Consider the following 19021-nt stretch of genomic DNA (forward strand, 5'->3'; position numbering starts at 1 on the left):
CATGCCGTAAGCCAATCCAACACGGTATGTCAGTGGAGCAGGATGACCCGATGGGGGTAATTACGCTTCGCGGCGCCTTGAAAAGCCTGTCGAAGGTCAAGGGTGCTGCAGCCGGCAAGTATACGGACCTCGTGCTTGATGGGAACGCCATCGCACGGGGCGAATACAAACAGCATCTCGGCGGGGGAAGCGAAGGATGGGATGCGCGCGGGCGCTTCCAGCTTGAGCTACTTCGGGCGGGTGGCTTGCAGACGTCTTCCAATCTGCTCGACATTGGCTGTGGTCCGCTGCGCGCCGGCGTCCATTTCATTCGCTATCTCAATGCCGGGCATTACTACGGCTTCGATTACAATCTGTCGTTCGTCGAGGCCGCCCGCCGCCTGATTGCCGAGCACGGGCTTGAAGAAAAGCGGCCGACGGTCGTCGCGCTGGCGAATTTCGAGCTGAAGGGCATCGACCGGATGTTCGACCACGCTATCGCGTTCTCGGTGCTCAATCATTGCAACGAAGCGCAGCGGAGCTTGTTCTTCGCCAACATCGGGCGGTGCCTGGCGCCAGCCGCCAAACTTTTCATTTCGCATGCCAATTGGCTCAAGGAGGAGGATCTTGCTCCGGCCCGGCTTGTGATCCTGCGCCGCTTCGAGGCGGCCGACCTCAATCTTGGACAGTACGGGTGGCCGCCGGAGGAACAGCGTTCGGTCTGCCCCATCTACGAGCTTGGGCGGCTTCCGGATTAAGGAACGGGCTTCCACAGCCAGTGGTGGCCCGCGATCCGGACTGCGGTAAACGGCTTAGCAAGAAACTGTCATAATTCTCTTTTTGGAGGAATTGTATCGACTTCGACGTCGTTGTCGGCGGCAAACGACGGAACGTATTGAATTAATTGTGCGCCTGCCCTATTTCCGGCCCCCAGCGCGACTTTACGCGCTACGCAAGCCGGTATGACCGGCCTTTCAACTTTGGGAGCGGTCGTTGGACAACGTACTCATCATCGGGGCAGGCGCTGCGGGCTCGGTCGTCGCGAAGAAATGCGCGATGAACCGCGACGTCTTCAAGAAGATCCATCTCGCGTCTCGCCGTCTCGAAAGCTGCAAGAAGGTCCAGGCCGAGTGCAAGACGCCGATCGAGATCTATCAGCTCGACGCGGACATCGTCGCGGATACGGTCAAGCTCCTGAACGAGATCAAGCCCGATCTCGTCATCAACATGGCGCTGCCCTACCAGGATCTGGCGATCATGGACGCCTGCCTCGAAGCAGGCGTCAATTACATGGACACGGCCAACTACGAGCCGCGTGAGGAAGCCAAGTTCACGTACAAATACCAGTGGCCGTATCATGAAAAGTTCAAAGAGAAGGGCCTGATGGCCGTGCTCGGCTGCGGCTTCGATCCCGGCGTCACGAACGTTTTCTGCGCCTATGCGCAGGAGAACCTGTTCGACGAGATTCACACGATCGACATCATCGACTGCAACGCTGGCAGCCACGGCAAAGCGTTCGCGACGAACTTCAACCCTGAGATCAATCTTCGGGAAGTGACGCAGCGCGGCAAGTATTGGAAAGACGGCGAGTGGATCGAAATCGATCCGCTGTCGATCTCGACCATGATCGATTATCCGGAAGTCGGGCCGGTCAAATCCTACCTCATCTATCACGAGGAGGAAGAAAGCCTGGTGGAGAACATCAAGGGCCTGAAGCAAATCCGGTTCTGGATGACGTTCTCGGATAATTACATCAAGCACCTCGAAGTGCTCCAGAACGTCGGCATGACGCGCATCGATCCTGTCGACTACAAAGGCACGCCCGTCGTCCCGATGGAGTTTCTGAAGTCGGTGCTGCCGGCCCCTTCCTCGCTGGCCGAAAATTATACCGGCAAGACGTCGATCGGCGTCGTCCTCAAAGGCGAGAAGAAGGGCAAGAAGAAGCGCTACATGATCTGGAACGTCTGCGATCATGCCGAGACGAACAAAGAAGTCGGCGCACAGGCCGTGTCCTACACGACCGGCGTGCCGGCCGTCACCGGCGCGATCATGATGTTTAAGGGCATCTGGAAAGGCCAAGGCGTATTCAACGTCGAACAGCTGCCGCCCGAACCGTTCCTTGATGAACTCGCCGAGCAGGGCCTGCCCTGGCACGCCAAGGAAATCGACAAATCCGACCAGAAGAAGCTGTTCGCGGTCGAGACCTGATGAGCGAAGCCGAGATCCTTTCGATCAGAAACGAATTGACCGGCATTGTCGTGTCGGTCTTTTCGGTGAGTTTCGGAATGATCTCGGCTTACATCGCCGGGTTGTGGCTCTTTCTTCGCGAGGCGCCCATTTCGCTGCGGCTTCTGGCGTTCACGATGCTCACGTTCGGCTTGGCATTCATGGGCGCGCTGACGTGGGGCTTGAACGACCTTCTGGTCGGCACCGAACGCGCGTGGTCGAAGCTCGCGACACATGCCAGCGAGATCACCGGGTTCGGTAATGCTCAGCCGCCTTGGCTGCATGGCCTGACGCTCTACGAAGCTGCAGTCCTTCTTGGCGGCGTGGCATTCGGGGCCATATACGTGTCGCTTGCGTATCTTACCTTCATCTACAAGTGGCCCGGCACGACCGCCGGACCTGTTCGCGTGGCGCCGTAAAGCGCCCTTTTTCTGTTTGATCGGTGGCTCGACGTGTCCGACCTTTCCAAATTGAACCTGCAGTCTTTCGACTGGGCGCAGTCCATCGCGACGCCGTCCTATGTGCTCGACGTGGCGGCGTTGAAGCGCAATCTGGCGCGGGCCGCAGAGGTCAAGCGTGAGGCGGGCTGCAAGATCCTGCTGGCGACGAAAGCGTTTGCGCTGCCGGCCGCTTTTCCGATCATGCGCGAGATGCTGGATGGCACGACAGCAAGTGGCGAGTACGAGGCGCGCCTTGGTCACGACGAGTTCGGCAAGGAAGTGCACGTCTACTCCCCGGCCTACGCGCCAGGCGAGGTTGCGCGCCTGACGAAGCTCGCCCAGCACATCTATTTCAACTCGCCGCAGCAGATCATCGACAATCTCGCCGTGATCCGCGAGGTGCCGGGTCTCAAAATCGGCATCCGCATCAATCCGGGCTATTCGAACGCCACGCTTGGCGGTGCGCTTTACGATCCGTGCGCGCCCTTCTCGCGGTTCGGTGCGACGCGCGACATGCTCGACAGCGTGTCGTGGGACGACGTCGACATCCTCCATACGCATTCGCTGTGCGAGTCGAGCCACGAGGGATCGGTCGGGCTCATCGAGCACGTCGCGCGGGCGTTTGGCGACTATGTCCGGCGCGTGAAGGTCGTGAACTTTGGCGGCGGCCACTTCATCAACAAGCCCGGCTACGACATTTCGAAGCTGATCGCCGCAATCAAGGCATTCAAAACAGAGTTCAACGTGGACGTTGTTCTGGAGCCTGGCGCCGGTCTCGTCGTTGATACGGGATACCTTGTCGGCTCCGTTCTGGGGCTACACCACAATGGCAAGGACATCGCTATTCTGGATGCTTCTGCCTCGACGCATATGCCGGATGTTCTAGAGGTGCCTTATACGCCACATGTTATTGGCGCGGCGGAACCCGGCCGAAAACCGCACGGTTATATCCTGGGCGGCAAGACATGCATGACCGGAGACATCATCGGCGAGTACTCATTCGACGCGCCGTTGAAAGTGGGTGATCGCATCATCTTTACCGATATGATGCAATATTCCTTCGTGAAGAATAACACGTTCAACGGCGTGCCATTGCCCGATCTCGCAGTTCTCAACGAGGACGGAACAATTCATGTTCTGCGGTCGTTTGGTTACGATGATTTCCGGCACCGATTAGGATAGAAGCTTTGCGGTTGTCGGTCGGCGGAACGGTTGGAACTTTCCCCGAAAGCGCCTATGACGTTCGCAGCGGGGTGCCATGAAAGCAGAAAATCCCAAACCAGTCCTTCTCGCGGATTACCGCCCTCCGGAATTTCTGATCGACACCGTCCATCTTGACATAGCGCTCGCGCCGACGAAAACGCGCGTCGCCTCGAAGCTCGAGATCCGGCGTAATCCTGCTTCGGCGACGACCGGCAAGGTGCCCCTGAAGCTCGACGGCGAACTGTTGACGCTCGAGAGCATCACGTTGGACGGCAAGAAGCTGAAGCCGTCCTCCTATCGCGTCGGTGACGCCAGCCTGACGGTCCTCTCGCCGCCGAAAGTGCGCTTCACGCTCGAAATCGTGACGACGATCAATCCCAAGGCCAACACGGCGCTGCAGGGTATCTATCTCTCGCGCGGCGTCTACTGCTCGCAGTGCGAGGCTCAGGGCTTCCGACGCATCACATATTTTCTCGACCGACCGGATGTGCTCTCCAAATACACCGTACGGCTCGAAGCCGATGTGGCGACGGCGCCGGTTCTGCTCGCCAACGGCAATCCGGTTGAGCGCGGCACGCTGCTCGGCGGGGAGCGCCACTATGCCGTCTGGGACGATCCGCATCCCAAGCCGTCCTATCTTTTTGCCGTCGTCGGCGGCGATCTGTCGTCCATAGCGTCAACGTTCAAGACCCAGTCCGGCCGCGAGGTCGACCTTCGCATTTATGTCGAGCATGGGAAGGAAGAGCGGGCACACTGGGCGATGGAATCGTTGAAGCGCGCCATGCGGTGGGACGAAAAACGCTTTGGTCGCGAATACGATCTCGACGTGTTCAACATCGTCGCCGTCTCCGACTTCAATATGGGGGCGATGGAGAACAAAGGCCTCAACATCTTCAACGACCGGCTCATTCTGGCGTCGCCCGAGACGGCGACCGACGCGAACTATGAATCGATCGAGAGCGTCGTTGCGCACGAATATTTCCATAACTGGACCGGAAACCGCATCACCTGCCGCGACTGGTTTCAGCTTTGCCTGAAAGAAGGCCTGACAGTCTTCCGCGACCAGGAATTCTCAGCCGATCAGCGCAGTGCTACCGTGCAGCGCATCGCCGACGTGCGGCAACTGAAGGCGCTGCAGTTTCCGGAAGACCAAGGCCCCCTCGCCCATCCGGTGCGCCCTGAAAGCTACGTCGAGATCAACAATTTCTATACGCCGACCGTTTACGAGAAAGGCGCGGAAGTCGTCCGCATGATCGAGACGACGCTCGGGCCTGAGAAATTTCGCGCCGGGATGGATCTCTATTTCGAGCGTCACGACGGCCAGGCCGTCACCATCGAGGATTTCATCGCCTGCTTCGCGGACGTGAGCGGGCAGGATTTCTCGCAGTTCCATCGCTGGTATTCGCAGGCAGGCACACCGGAACTGGTCTGCAACCTGACCTACGACAAGCGGAAGAAGTCGGCGGAGCTGACGGTTCATCAGGTTTTGAAGCCGTCGCCCGGCAAAGCCAAGAAGCAGCCCTACTTCATTCCGATCAGCATGGCGCTGCTTGGCGAGAACGGCAAAGAGATGGATCTCGACGTCGAGGGCGGCGTCAAGATCCGCGACGGCGTCATGGCCGTCACCGAACGCGCGACGACGTTCACGTTCAAGGGCGTCGGTTCGCGGCCGGTGCCGTCGCTGCTTAGGGGCTTCTCTGCCCCCGTCGTAATCAACATGCCGCTCACCGATCAGGACCTGGCGTTCCTGATGCATCATGACAGCGACCTCTTCAATCGCTGGCAGGCGAGCAACGCCTACGCGACGCGGAGCATCCTGGCTCTGCTCGACGCGAAACGGCCGAAATCGCTCGCCGCATCGAAGGCCGCGAAACTTACCGACGCATTGGGCTATGCGCTGCGCGACTCCGGTCTCGACGATGCGTACAAGGCCGAGCTTCTGAAGTTGCCGTCGGTTGCCGACGTTGCGCGTGAGAAGGCGACGAAGGTCGACCACGCGGCGATCTTCGGCGAGCACCGTGCATTCGCCCGCACGATCGGCGAGAGGCTGGCGAGCGATCTCGAAACGATCTACGCAGGCGCATCGCGCGAGAAGAAATTCTCACCCGATGCCAAGAACGCCGGCCGGCGCGCCCTGCGTAATGCCGCCCTGACGCTGCTGACAACGCGCGAGACCGAGGAAGACTTCGCGCGGCTCGAAGCGCACTATCGCAAAGCCACGAACATGACGGATGCATGCCATGCGATGTTTCTCATCGCGGGCGTGAATGCACCTGGACGCGAAAGCGTCCTCAACAATTTCTTCGAGCGCTGGAAAGACGATCATCTCGTCATCGACATGTGGTTTGCCGCTCAGGCGCAGTCGCCGCGAGAGCAAACGCTCGATGAAGTGAAGGCGCTCTGCCAGCATCCGCTCTTCAAGATCACGACGCCGAATAAGGTGCGCGCGCTCATCGGGACGTTCGCTTCAAGCAATCCGCTGCAGTTCAACCGTCCCGATGGCGCGGGCTACGAATTCCTGGCGGACAAGGTGCTCGAAATCGACCCGCTCAATCCGCAGGTCGCCGCACGCATGCTGGCTGCGTTCCGCAGCTATCGGGCGCTTGAGACCAAGCGAAAGAACCTCGCCAAGGCGGCGCTGAAAAGGGTGGGCTCGGCGCCGCGGCTGTCGCGCGATTGCTTGGAAATGGTCACGCGGATGCTCGACGACTAAACGGTTTCTGGAGCATTTCGGCCACAGCCCGCGATCCTTTTGCTCGGGCCGTCGAAAGAGCGACAAAATTGATTCTCTCGCGATTTTTTCTCCCTCGACGGTGAGTCGCAAATCGGCGAAGCTCAAATCATGCTCGGAGACATGACCGTCTTCGGCCTTGTGGGGCGGGGCACTTAGATCAAAATTCAGCAGGGGAATTTGAGGATGGCTCGGACTTGGTCCGTTCCTCAACGGGGAAGTATTGCCGCGTTCGGCGGCTTTGGATCACATCACACCGGCGCACTCTACGCAGCCGCCGCAAGCCGGACTTTTCCAAACCGCGGTCTCTTTCTGGTTCTCGCCGCCGTGCTGACGGCAGCCGGCGCCATCATTCCCCAGCTCAGCCCCGATATGCTTTCGACCGTATTCTTCGTGGCTGGCGCAGGGCTTGCCGCCCTGGTCGTGATGCTGCCGTGGCAGCCGCTTGCGCGGGATGGCGCTGGCGCCACGCAGAAGCGCAGCGAGCTGGACCACCGCTCAGCCTTCAACACCGATACCGGACGCCAGATGCGCTTCCCGGAGCTTCTAGGCACGCCCGCGGCGCAACCGGGCCTGGATCGCGCGGCCTGGGCCAAGCTGACGGCCCATATGAGCCATGAGCTCAGGACGCCGCTTAACGCCGTGCTCGGCTTTTCGGAGCTGATGACGAACGAAGTTTTCGGGCCTCTCGGGTCGAGCTACAGCGGCTACGCCCGCGATATTCATACGAGTGGTCGCATCCTGCTGAAGTCGGCGGAAGACGCGCTGGCGATCACGGCGCTGCTGACGGCTCCTGAGCGCAAGCGGGCTCGCGAGACGAGCAAGATCCGAGCGATCGTCGACGACGCTTGCGCCTTTGCCGCCCCCGATCTTGCGGCACAATCTATTGCCATCGCGATTGACGTCAAAGGCGATGCCGAGATCGTCGGCGACCATCAGGCGACGCGCCAGATGCTCATCAACCTCATTGCAGAAGCCACCCGTCGTGCGGCTCCGGGCTCTGAGTTGCGGATTGAAACGAAGGTCGCCAGCGAAGCTGTATATCTCTCACTGACGCTGATCGGCGGCATCGACGTGCAGCCGGAAGACGGCTTCGGAATTATCCTGGCGCGCACATTCTGCGAGCTGTCAGGCGCCGAGCTGACGAGTTCAGTTGCGGAAAATGGCGAGTGGACAACAAGCGTGCGCCTTCAGCGCGCGGTTCAGCCTGACCTTTTCGCCATGGCGGCCTGAAGAAAGCATAACGGCGGCGTCCACATGGTCGCCGCCGTTATTGTTATTTTGCCCTGTCGTCGTCTGGCCGTGGCGGTCCAGGCGGTTTCAGCATCGATGCGTGACGCTTCGCTCGCCATTCCTGCAGAAGCTTGCGCTCGTCTGGCGTCAACTCGGCTGCGGTACTCGCGACGCTCGTATAGATCGCGCCTTTGAAAGCATTCTCGGCCGTCCGAAGCTGCATGAGTGCTGCCAAAAATTTATCTTTGTCGAATGGCTCGGCCGTCAGCATGGCGTTGGCATCGGTCCATGTCTTGCGCACGTTGTCGCGCAAACCTTTCATGGACGCGCGCGCCTCGATCACCTTTTGCCGGATCATGGTTTGCTTATCGGCAGGCAACTGTTTGACGAAACCAAGGAACCCTTCGTCTCTCTTTCGCTCCTCTTCGTGATGATGCCAAACGGCGGTCGCAAACAAGCCGATGAACAGCAGGTTCAAGGCCAACGACGCAATAAAGCCCGGATAAAGCCAGCGCGGCCGATCCGCTGCCGGTCGCGATTGATCGACGTTGACCGTCACAGCAGATCCCCGTCTACAAAACTGTCACCATCGTCCGTAAAGGCAATCTGCCGGCTGATGGTTGACGAAGAGCCATCTTCACCGAGAAGCGCATCGGCGGTCGAGGTGAAGACCTTCATTTGACCGGCGAATACACCGAGCACGAGGGATGCAGCTAGAGCCGTCGCGGCCAAGCCATGGTGACGGCGAAGCGTGGGCCACGCCGGCCGAACAGCTGCTGCTGGCGAACGCTCCTGGCTCGTGACGAGCCGCGGCTGACGTTCCGCTGCAGCCGCGATGCGGTCGCTCAACTTAGAGAGGCGCGTCGCATCATATTGCGGAGCCTTGTCCAGCAGCCGATCGAAAGCCTCGGCATCCTTCAGCATTTTGTGGGCGTCCGGATTGCCGGCAATCAAGCCCGATAACGTAAGACGCAAGGGTGCAGGCCACCGCGTACGGTCTGCTCCGTACGTATCGAGCGCCGCCTCCAGTTTATCGAGCCCCACAGGGCCTAAACTATTGCGTGACATTGTCTGCAGTCTCCCGCACTTCAGAGTTCGCTATCATTTCGCAGCGACTCCCATTCCGATTTCAGTTCCGTCTTCAGTTGCCGTCTCGCCCGACTGAGCAGAGATTCGATAGCTTCGTCCGACACTCCCATGACCTGACCGATCTCGATCTGGCTCAGCCCCTCGAAATGAAAGAGCGTGAGCGCAAGGCGCTGCCGGTCCGGCAGTTTCTGCATCGCCGCTTCAACCCGGCGCTGCGTATCCTGACTTTCGAGGCCGGCGAGCTGTTTTGCGGGCTCGGGAACCTCGGGTAATTCTTCAACCACCGACACGCGCCCCTGACCGCGCACCCTGTCGAGGCACAAATTCGAGACCACGCGACGCAGCCACGGCCTAATGCCGACCGGGCCAATTTCCAGCGTTCCGCTCGAACGCCACAGTCGCAAGAAAGCTTCCTGCGCCAAGTCTTCCGCCTCCGCATCGTCCCGCAGCATTCGGCGCGCCACGGAAACGATGCTTCCGAGATGGCGGGCCATCAGCAGGCGAAAGGCGTCGCCGTCGCCGCGACCCACCGCGGCAACGAGCATCGCCTCATCGGCTCGGCTTTCGGCTGCCGGTCGCGGTGCGGCCGGAGTGCCATCCGTCCTCGTTGCCGCCACTAATCCCCTCGACATCCTATTCGCCTGCCTTGCGCTCCAACGCCTCGGATGCTGCCGCCCGAAAGACGGCTTTCCGTGTCGGTTATCGCAAGAACGTCTCAGCCTGCCACAATCCGTCGCCGGGCCGTTAAAACCCTAGACGATCAGCCGATTGAAGGCCTCCGCTACGTCTGCAAGCGTTTGTTTCAACTTTATTTCCAAGTCTTCAAAAGAGGTTGTATCTCCTGATCGGGCCAGGAGCAATTTCAGGCCTTTGGGCGCCGATGTGGGGTCGAAAGGCCCCTCGATGGTCAATCGGAGCACCTGCGTCAGATCGTGCAGCAATTGACCGGCATGTGCCAGCAGCAGGTAGTCATCGTTATGGATAACACCCTCGGATGCGGCCGCAGCCAGGGCCGCGAGCGTCGTCTGATTGAGGATTGCCGGATGCTCGGCGGCATGCACCAGTTGTAAATACTGAACGATGAACTCCAGATCGACGAGTCCCCCGCGAACCTGCTTCAGATCCCAGATATCCGAGGTCGCTTTCTCGGCTTCGACGCGGCGGCGCATGTCGAGGACGTCCGCGGCGATCTTGGCGCGGTCGCGTTTGGCCGTCAGGACCTTGCGAATCTCGGCTTCGACACGTCCGGACAACTCGCGTGAGCCGGCGATGATGCGGGCCCGCGTCATGGCCATATGCTCCCACGTCCAGGCTTCGCTGGCCTGATAGTTTGTGAAGCTCGACAGCCGCGTCGCGACAGGCCCTTTCTGACCCGAGGGGCGCAGACGCATATCGACCTCGTAGAGCGCCCCTTCCGCCGTTCGCGCCGAGATGGCGGTGATGAGCCGCTGCGTCAAGCGCGTATAATAATGCGGCGGCGCGAGCGGCTTTGCCCCGTCCGATTGTTCTGCGGCCGGATCGAAATCGTAGATGAGGATAAGATCAACGTCGGACGCCGCCGTCATTTCGCGGCCACCCAACTTGCCCATGGCGATGACGGCAGCAGCCCCGCCCGGCACACGGCCGTGGTCCTGCTCCATCTCGCGCGTGACCTCACCCAGGAGGGCCGCGATCAGGCGCTCCGCGATCGTTGCGTAAGCGATGCCTGCTTCGGTCGCCGATATGCTGCCGGTCAGAATTCTGACGCCGACTAGAAAGGCCTGCTCGCTGCCGATCCGCCGGGCGGTATCGAGGATCTCCTGCATTGGATCGCCGTCGCTTGTCGCGCGGGCGGCGGCGAAGGCCTTCACAACGACGTCGTCGATGGCGGCGCCATTGAAATCGCCGCCCAGAACTTGCGGATCGAGCACGGCATCCAGTAGCCGCCGGCGATGCGACAGGATGTGAGCCAAGCGCGGCGCGGAGCCCATGATGTCGGCGAACAGCCGGATCAACCCTGGCTGAGCCTTCAGCAACGAGAAAAGCTGCACGCCAGAGGGAAGTTCGGCGAGAAAACGGTCGAAGCTCGCAATCGCGCCATCTGGATCGACCGTATCGGCAAGCGCTTCGATCAGCAGCGGCTGGACTTCCGTCAGGCGTTCGCGTGCACGTGGCGACCTGACGACCGGCGCGCGGCCGTGGTGCCAGCCACGCACGATGGCCAGAACCTGTGTCGGCTGCGAATATCCAAGGCGCTTCAACTCTTCCACCGTGCGCGGATCGTCCTTGGCTCCAGCGAAGACGAGATTGGCACCGGCAGGCGATGACGGCTGCGGCGGTTCCTCAAACAGACCGTCGTAGTGCTTCTCGACGGTTTCCAGCACTGGCAGCAAAGCAGCGGAAAGCTCCGCCACATCGGCATATCCCGCGAAATGCGCAAAAGACTCAAGCGCTGCTGGCTCTACCGGCACTTCATGGCTTTGCTCATCGGCGACCATCTGCACGCGGTGCTCCAGGCGGCGGAGATAGCGATAGGCATCATCAAGATCGGCGCGAACGTCAGCCATCACCCAGCCGCGCCGTTCAAGCGCTGCCAGTCCGTCCAGCGTGCTGCTGACGCGCAAATCGGGCTGACGCCCCCCTGCGATCAATTGCTGTGTTTGCGCAAAAAATTCGATTTCGCGAATGCCGCCGCGGCCGAGCTTCAAGTTCTGTCCGGCGACCGAGATCGGTCCGATCGCCTTATGCGCGTGGATCTGGCGCTTCATGGCGTGGATATCGGCGATCGCCGCGAAATCGAGATACTTGCGCCAGACGAAGGGCGACAGCTCGGAGAGGAATTCGGCACCGGCTTCGAGGTCTCCGGCAATCGGCCGGGCCTTGATCATCGCGGCGCGCTCCCAATTCTGGCCGACGGTTTCGTAGTAGCCATGGGCCGCAACGGTCGAGAGTGCGATTTGCGTCGCCCCGGCGTCGGGCCGAAGGCGCAGATCCGTGCGGAAGACATATCCGTCCGGTGTGCGCTCATCGAGCAGCAGCACGAGATCGCGCGTCAACCGGACGAAGAACGATTGCACGTCGCCGTCGCCCACGAGCCGCGCCTTGTCGCGATCGAAGAAGACCGTCAGATCGACGTCGCTTGAGTAGTTGAGTTCGAAGGCACCGAGCTTGCCCATGGCCAGCACGAAATAGCCGGAGTCGCGTTCGGGACTTTCCGCTTCGAGCGGCTGCCACTGCCCGCGCGCCGACGCCAAGCGAAACAGAAAGCGGACAGCTGTCCCGACAGCGGTGTCGGCGCAGTCCGACAGCGTCCGGGTGACCGTCATCACCGGCCAGACGCCTGCGAGATCGGCCAGTGCCGTCAGCAGCGCGACCTCTGACTTGTAGATGCGAAGCGCGCGTTTGGCGGAGCCTAGGTCCGAGGCCGCCTGCATTGCCGCGACGAGTTCGTCGGTAAGGCTTTGAAAGCGTGCGGCCGGAGGCTCGGACAAAATACGTGCGAGGCGTGCCAGATCGCGGTTCGCGAGCGTCGTCAGATACGGCGAACCTTCGAAGACGCCCGTAAGCAGATTTTCGACATCGGAATTGAAAAGCAGTTCCGCGAGTTGAGGGCAGGCTGCTGCGGCTTCCGCTTTCAGAGATTGGAAGCGATCCGCGCCGCGACCGTCAGCGGGGCTCTTCGGCCATTCGGATATACGTTCGGCGAAGCTTGGGGGAAGAGTCTGATCCATCCCCTCATTGTGCCGCAAGCCCGGGTGCCGCGTCACCCTCCTGATCGGGCACTGCAACGAGGCACCTTTGCGACAGGAGAAGGACGACCTTCAGGCCCGGTTGGTTATCCTCAAGCCGGATTTCGCCATGATGGAGGCGGGCGACCGCCGCAACGAGGCTAAGCCCTAAGCCCGTGCCCGGCTTGGTGCGGCTCGCTTCCAGCCGAACGAAGCGTTTCAGCACGCGCTCGCGGTCGATTTCGTCGATGCCGGGGCCATGATCGCCGACCGAGATCACGGGCCGGCCCTCAAGGCGATAGGCGCGCACGGTGATGGCGCTTCCAGGCTCGCCGCCACGGGAATACTTGATGGCGTTGTCGATGAGATTGGCGATGGCCTGGCCGATCAGTTGCCGGTTACCGCGGACGAACACATTCTGCTCGACGTCGATCGTCAGATTGAAGCCTGCCTCTTCGGCGGCGGGAGCGTAAAGTTCACTGACGTCGGCAACGAAATGTCCCAGATCGAACGTTTCGGTGCTGTCTTCGAGCGGACCGGCTTCCAGCCGTGCGATCAACAACAGCGCGTTGAAGGTCTTGATGAGGTCATCAGCCTTTTCGATCGTGCGTTCAAGGCCCTCGCGATAGGCCTCTTCGCCACGCGGATCGCGAAGAGCGGCTTCGGCGGCGTTGCGCATGCGATTAAGCGGCGTTTTGAGATCGTGGGCGATGTTGTCTGAGACTTCGCGCAGACCATTCATCAGGCCCTCGATGCGTTCCAGCATCTCGTTGAGATTGTTTGCAAGCGCGTCGAGTTCGCCTCCCCGGCCCGTCGTCGGAATGCGCCGCGAGAGATCGCCTTCCATGATCTGGCGGCTTGCGGCCGTGATCTGATCCATGCGGTTGACGATGAGGCGACTGACAGCCAGTCCGCCCAGAAGTCCGATGATCGAAAGGGCGCCGAAGCCGAGCAGAAAGACAAAGCGGATCGAATTGGCGAACGCGCGCTGATCTTCGACATCGCGGCCGATGATGAGGTGGAGATTAGGGCCGAGATCGACAGGAATGGCGACGGCGAGATGCGACGGCCCTTCGTCGTCCGTCGGCTGGTAATTGAAGACACCGCCAGGACTGTCGGCTTCCAGCTCCGGCGGAATGCGATTGAGATTGCCGGCGATCTTCGCCCCAGTGCTGTCAGCGAGATAATAGAGCCCCGTTCCTTGCGGCCGCGACAACGCCGTGACGGTCTCGACCAGTTTCATCTGGCCGCCAACCTTCAACTCGGATGACAGAATGCGGGATTCAGCCGACAGGGTCGCGAGGACCTGATCGGTAAAGAGCTTGTTCGTCTGCCAGAACAGGAAGCCGACAACGATTGCCGCAGCGAACAAAAAGAACGCTACGGCCAACGCGCTCAATCCGAAGGTTGTCGTCGATGCCGCTTTTGCGACGCGATCAAACCGGGCCGTCACGAATGGTGTATCCTGCGCCCCTGACCGTGTGCAGCAGCGGCTTGTCGAAGTTCTTGTCGATCTTCGCCCGAAGCCGCGAAACATGGACATCGATCACGTTGGTTTGCGGATCGAAGTGATAGTCCCAGACGTGCTCCAGGAGCATGGTGCGGGTTACGACCTGCCCGGCGTGCTGCATGAGATATTCAAGCAGGCGGTACTCGCGCGGCTGCAGCAGGATGTGTTCGCCGCCGCGCGTTACGCGATGGGAAAGCCGGTCGAGCACGAGGTCACCGACGGAATAGCGGGTTTGCTGCTCTTCCGGCGCCGTCCGACGCCCGAGAATCTCGACGCGGGCCAGAAGCTCGGAATAAGCGTAGGGCTTCGTCAGATAGTCGTCACCGCCCGCACGCAGGCCCTTAACCCGGTCATCGACCTCGCCAAGCGCCGACAGAATAAGCACGGGGGTTCGATTGCCGTCCGTTCGAAGGGACTTGATCAGTGAAAGGCCGTCGAGCAGCGGCAACATCCGGTCAACGATCAATACGTCATAGGCGCCGTCGGTCGCCATCGATAGGCCCGCTTCGCCATCATGAGCCAGATCAGCCGTATGACCGTTCTCTTTCAGGGATTTCTGCAGGAAAAGCGCGGTTTCTTTATCGTCTTCTATTACCAGCACGCGCATGGTTTGTGTCCGACCTTCGTCTTCTCTCCGCTCACTGTTTAACCGGATGTCCCCCAAACGTCGAGGCAGCCCCGCCGTTTGGTTGACGGAGCTGCTCGAGTTCGTCATAGCGCGCTACCTCAACCTTTTTTGGTCAACTGAACAGCGACAAAGCGCTTTTGGTCGGCCGATTTGACGTGCAGGAGAACCGCGGTGCGCTTCAGGTCCTGCGCCTTCTTGATGCCGGAGATGACGTCGTCGGGAGAGGACACAGCCTGGCCAGAGACCTCAAGAATGACATCGCCCGGCTTCAGGCCTTTCTCCGCCGCATCCGACGTCGGATCGACTTCAGCAATGGCAACGCCCTGCGTATCCTTGCCTTGAGCATCCTTGCCGGTACGTGCCGGCATCAACGTGATGCCGAGCTGGCTCAGGTCGACCGACTTAGCGTCGTCGTCGTTGCTGTTGCCGTTGTTGTCGTCATTGTTGTCGCCATTCATCGCCGCTTCGGCGTTCTTCGGGAACAGGCCGAGCTTCACCTTGATCGTCTCTTCGGCATTGTTGCGCCACACCTTAACGTCGACGTTCGAGTTCGGCGCCAGTTCGGCGATCTTGCGAGCAAGGTCGCGGCTGTCGGCGATCTTCTCGCCGTTAACCTGCAGGATCGCGTCCTGAGTTTTGATGCCGGATTTCGAAGCCGGGCCGTTCGGCGTCACTTCGCTGACGAACGCGCCGTGCGCCTCGGAAAGTCCGATGCTGGCGGCAGTGTCTTCGTCGACGTTCTGGATCTTGACGCCGAGCCAGCCGCGGCTCACCGAGCCGTCGGCCTTCAACTGCTTGACGACTTCGGCGACCGTGTTCGCAGGAACAGCGAAGGCGATGCCGACGTTGCCGCCCGAGGGAGAGAAGATCGCTGTGTTAACACCGATAACGTCGCCATCGAGGTTGACGGTCGGGCCGCCCGAGTTACCGCGGTTCACAGCGGCGTCGATCTGCAGGTAATCATAGGGGCCGGAGCCGATATCGCGTGCGAGCGCCGACACGATACCTGCGGTGACCGTGCCGCCCAGACCGAACGGATTGCCGACAGCCAACGCCCAATCGCCGACGCGCGGCGGTTTGGTGGAAAGCTTTATCGTCGGGAAGGTCTTCTTGCTTTCGATCTTGATGAGCGCGATGTCGGTGCGCGGGTCGGTGCCGATCAGCTTCGCATCATACTTCGTCTCGTCGTTGTCGAAGCTCACCTGGATCTTGGTGGCGCCGTCGATGACGTGATTGTTCGTGACGACGTAACCATCCGGCGTGATGACGAAGCCGGAGCCCTGGCCCTGGACGATCTTCGGGCGAGCTTCCTGGCCGAATTCCTTCGGCAGGTTCTTGAAGAAGTCGTGCAGCGGATGATCGGGCGGCAGATCGGGAAGCGAAAAATTCTTCTTGTCCTTATCGCCCTTCTCGTTCGAAGCAAGCTTCGAGGCGCCGCCGTCGTTGATGACGGAAACGGAAACGACCGCCGGCTTCACCTTGTCGACGATGTCGGCAAAGGAGAGCGGCGCGCGGCCGAATGGCGTTTGAATTGTCTGGGCGCCGGACTCGGCGCGCACAGGGTGAGACGGCACCGCCAGTCCAAATCCCACCGCTGTAACAGCCAGCATCGCGACCGATGCCGGGGCAAACTTTGAAGTCAATTTTGAAGAAAACGTCGTCGACAAGCGGTGCGGAAATCGCATCCCAGGGTCTCCAGCTGAAAGGCAGGCTTCGCGAGCCTTACTATGACGCCTAGCGGAACCGGGGTTACGGCAGCATGTCAGGGACGTTAACTGTTGGTAATCTAACGCCTCGCCGGGGCGCAAAACGGCTTACGGATCCTTGGCCGCAAGGATCTTATTAAGCTTGGCTTTTTCCTGTTCCGTCAACGGCGTGCCGGTGGTCGGAGCGGCCGGCCGGGTGGCGCGGATCATCAACACGATGCCGGCAAGGAGGACGAAGATCGGCGTTAGCCATAGAAGCAGGGTCGATAGCTCGAACCGGGGTTTCAGCAGGACGAATTCGCCGTAACGCGCGACGATATAGTCGAGCACTTGCTGATCGCTGTCATGCGCCATGATCCGCTCGCGCACGAGGCGGCGTAGGTCTCCTGCCAACGGCGCGTCGCTGTCGTCGATGGACTGGTTCTGACAGACGAGACAGCGCAGTTCGGCCGAGATGTTGCGCGCGCGCTTTTCCAGCGCCGGATCAGAGAGCATTTCGCCCGGCTGAACGGCGAACGCCGCGGGAGCTGCAGCAAGTGCCGCCCAAATTGCCAGCGCCAGAATTGCCAAGGGCCGCCGCACGCTCATCACTCCGCCGGAACCGCAACGATGGGGCGCGGACGCGACGGAGCGCCGACACGCAGTCGCCGGTCGGACAGCGAGATGCCGCCGCCCAGGAACATGAACAGCGCACCGAGCCAGATGAACCGGACGAGCGGGTTGAAGTAGGCGCGCACGGCGTAACCGCCGCCCGGCTGGCCATCACCGATGACGACGTAAAGGTCGCCACGCCACGCCGCATGAATGCCGGCTTCCGTCGTTGGCTGCGGCGGCGCATCGTAGAGGCGCTTCGCCGGCTGGAGCGTCGCGATGGTCTCGCCGTTACGCTTGACGTTAAAGTCGGCGATGTCCTCGGTGTAGTTCGGGCCGCGGCCGCGTTCGACCTTGGTGAATGTCACCTCATATCCATCGACCATGACCTTGTCGCCCGGCTTCATCGCCAGGATGTGCTCTTCGCGGTAGGCGCTGGTCGCGACGATGCCGACCATCAGCATGCCGATGCCGAAGTGCGCGAACAGCGTGCCGTAGGCCGAGCGCGGCAGGTTTGATGCGCGACGCATGACTTCATCGCGCCCGGCGGAACCGAGCTTCACGCGGTTTGCCCATTCGACGATGGCGCCGACCATCACGTAGACACCCAGCGCAATGCCGAACGGCGCCAGCCAAGGCCCGCGATGCTCGACGGCGAAGACGGCGACAACCGTGACGAGCGCCGCGAGGAAGGCAAGGGCCAAGCGCTGCATGGCGCCGAGCAGATCGCCGCGCTTCCAGGCGAGCATCGGTCCGAACGGCAGCGCGATCAGCAGCGGGATCATCAGCGGGCCGAACGTCATGTTGAAGAACGGCGGCCCAACCGAGATCTTCTCGCCCGTCAGGCCTTCGAGCGCCATCGGATACAGCGTACCGACGAGCACCGTCGCCGTCGCCGTGACGAGCAGCAGATTGTTCAGAACGAGCGAGCCTTCGCGGCTGATCGGCTGGAAAAGACCGCCAGCCTGCATATCCTTTGCACGCAAGGCGAAGAGCGCAAGGCCGCCGCCGGTGAAGAACACCAGAATGGCGAGGATGAAGACGCCGCGCGCCGGATCAACGGCGAACGAATGCACGGACGTCAGCACGCCGGAACGGACGATGAAGGTGCCCATCAGCGACAGCGAGAACGTCAGGATCGCAAGCAGCACCGTCCAGATCTTGAGCGCTTCGCGCTTTTCCATCACGAGCGCGGAATGGAGCAGCGCCGTTCCGGCGAGCCACGGCATGAAGGAAGCGTTTTCGACAGGGTCCCAGAACCACCAGCCGCCCCAGCCGAGTTCATAATAGGCCCACCAGGACCCCATTGAGATGCCGATCGTAAGGAACATCCAGGCGGCGAGCGTCCACGGACGCACCCAGCGCGCCCAGGCAGCGTCGATGCGGCCCTCAATCAGAGCGGCGATTGCAAACGAGAATGCGATCGAGAAGCCGACGTAACCCGTGTAGAGAAACGGCGGGTGGAACGCGAGCGCCGGGTCCTGCAGGATCGGGTTCAGGCCGTTGCCGTCCGAAGGCGCCGGATCGAGACGAACGAACGGGTTCGACGTCAGCAGCGAGAAGAGCAGGAACGCTACGGCGATCGACGCCTGCACGGACAGAACGCGGGCCTTCAATGTCGGCGGCAGATTGTTGCCGAACAGCGCGACGGCCGCGCCGAACAGCGCCAGGATCAGCACCCAGAGCAGCATCGAACCTTCGTGATTGCCCCAGACGCCCGCCATTTTATAGATCAGCGGCTTCGTCGAATGCGAATTCTCGGCAACGTTCAGCACGGAAAAGTCGGACGTCACGTAAGCGTGCATCAGAGCGAAGAACGCGACCGCGATCAGCAAGAGCTGCGATATGGCGGCGGGTTCGGCAACGCGCATCATGCGCTCGTCTTTGATTGCCGCGCCGAAGGCCGGAATGACAACCTGCACGACGGCAACCAGCAGTGCGAGAATGAGAGCGAAATGTCCGAGTTCGACGATCACGG

The 19021-nt window shown here is 61.1% G+C and carries 15 protein-coding genes; 6 read left to right on the forward strand and 9 right to left on the reverse strand.

The window, feature by feature from the left end:
• The first annotated feature begins 50 nt into the window (after window positions 1-50).
• The 6 genes from RLW41_RS21885 (at window position 51) to RLW41_RS21910 (ending at window position 7812) form a co-directional block, all read left to right on the forward strand.
• Window positions 51-737: a class I SAM-dependent methyltransferase gene (locus tag RLW41_RS21885; RefSeq protein WP_409560091.1), complete on the forward strand. Its 687-nt coding sequence runs from the start codon at window positions 51-53 to the stop codon at window positions 735-737.
• Between the two features lie 235 nt (window positions 738-972).
• On the forward strand, window positions 973-2187 hold the full coding sequence (locus RLW41_RS21890) for a saccharopine dehydrogenase family protein (RefSeq protein WP_409560092.1): 1215 nt from the start codon (window positions 973-975) through the stop codon (window positions 2185-2187).
• Window positions 2187-2624 carry a hypothetical protein gene (locus RLW41_RS21895; protein ID WP_414462867.1) on the forward strand — a complete coding sequence of 146 codons (438 nt, stop codon included), beginning with the start codon at window positions 2187-2189 and terminating at the stop codon, window positions 2622-2624. Before RLW41_RS21890 ends, RLW41_RS21895 begins: the two co-directional genes overlap by 1 nt.
• A 33-nt stretch (window positions 2625-2657) precedes the next feature.
• Window positions 2658-3827 carry a carboxynorspermidine decarboxylase gene (gene nspC / locus RLW41_RS21900; protein ID WP_414462868.1) on the forward strand — a complete coding sequence of 390 codons (1170 nt, stop codon included), beginning with the start codon at window positions 2658-2660 and terminating at the stop codon, window positions 3825-3827.
• 76 nt (window positions 3828-3903) lie between these two features.
• Complete coding sequence (pepN, locus tag RLW41_RS21905) at window positions 3904-6561, forward strand: aminopeptidase N (protein WP_414462869.1); 2658 nt, start codon at window positions 3904-3906, stop codon at window positions 6559-6561.
• Window positions 6562-6765: 204 nt separating this feature from the next.
• Complete coding sequence (locus RLW41_RS21910) at window positions 6766-7812, forward strand: sensor histidine kinase (RefSeq protein ID WP_414462870.1); 1047 nt, start codon at window positions 6766-6768, stop codon at window positions 7810-7812.
• Window positions 7813-7855: 43 nt separating this feature from the next.
• On the opposite strand, the gene RLW41_RS21915 is transcribed toward RLW41_RS21910, so the two are convergent.
• The 9 genes from RLW41_RS21915 to RLW41_RS21955 all read right to left on the reverse strand — a co-directional run bounded on the left by RLW41_RS21915 (window position 7856) and on the right by RLW41_RS21955 (window position 19019).
• Window positions 7856-8371 (reverse strand): periplasmic heavy metal sensor, encoded by a 516-nt coding sequence (locus RLW41_RS21915; RefSeq protein WP_409560097.1) that lies wholly within the window; start codon window positions 8369-8371, stop codon window positions 7856-7858.
• Window positions 8368-8880, reverse strand: a complete 513-nt coding sequence (locus tag RLW41_RS21920) for a hypothetical protein (protein WP_414462871.1) — start codon at window positions 8878-8880, stop codon at window positions 8368-8370. Before RLW41_RS21920 ends, RLW41_RS21915 begins: the two co-directional genes overlap by 4 nt.
• Before the next feature lie 20 nt (window positions 8881-8900).
• Complete coding sequence (locus RLW41_RS21925) at window positions 8901-9518, reverse strand: sigma-70 family RNA polymerase sigma factor (RefSeq protein ID WP_414462872.1); 618 nt, start codon at window positions 9516-9518, stop codon at window positions 8901-8903.
• Between the two features lie 135 nt (window positions 9519-9653).
• Entirely contained in the window at window positions 9654-12611 is a 2958-nt protein-coding gene (locus tag RLW41_RS21930; protein WP_414462873.1) for a bifunctional [glutamine synthetase] adenylyltransferase/[glutamine synthetase]-adenylyl-L-tyrosine phosphorylase, read from the reverse strand.
• Window positions 12612-12615: 4 nt separating this feature from the next.
• A complete protein-coding gene (locus tag RLW41_RS21935; RefSeq protein WP_414462874.1) occupies window positions 12616-14061 on the reverse strand; it encodes an ATP-binding protein in 1446 nt (481 codons plus the stop codon).
• Entirely contained in the window at window positions 14045-14725 is a 681-nt protein-coding gene (locus RLW41_RS21940) for a response regulator transcription factor (RefSeq protein WP_414462875.1), read from the reverse strand. The genes RLW41_RS21935 and RLW41_RS21940 overlap by 17 nt, the downstream gene beginning before the upstream one ends.
• 119 nt (window positions 14726-14844) lie before the next feature.
• The gene (locus RLW41_RS21945) at window positions 14845-16431 is read right to left on the reverse strand and encodes a Do family serine endopeptidase (RefSeq protein ID WP_409560102.1); all 1587 of its coding nucleotides are present in this window, start codon (window positions 16429-16431) and stop codon (window positions 14845-14847) included.
• Between the two features lie 129 nt (window positions 16432-16560).
• On the reverse strand, window positions 16561-17040 hold the full coding sequence (locus tag RLW41_RS21950) for a cytochrome c-type biogenesis protein (protein WP_414462876.1): 480 nt from the start codon (window positions 17038-17040) through the stop codon (window positions 16561-16563).
• Window positions 17040-19019, reverse strand: coding sequence for a heme lyase CcmF/NrfE family subunit (locus RLW41_RS21955; RefSeq protein WP_414462877.1), 1980 nt, complete (start codon window positions 19017-19019; stop codon window positions 17040-17042). Before RLW41_RS21955 ends, RLW41_RS21950 begins: the two co-directional genes overlap by 1 nt.
• Window positions 19020-19021 lie beyond the last annotated feature (2 nt).

The sequence above is a fragment of the Hyphomicrobium sp. DY-1 genome, from assembly GCF_047497105.1.
Classification (GTDB): Bacteria; Pseudomonadota; Alphaproteobacteria; order Rhizobiales; family Hyphomicrobiaceae; genus Hyphomicrobium_B.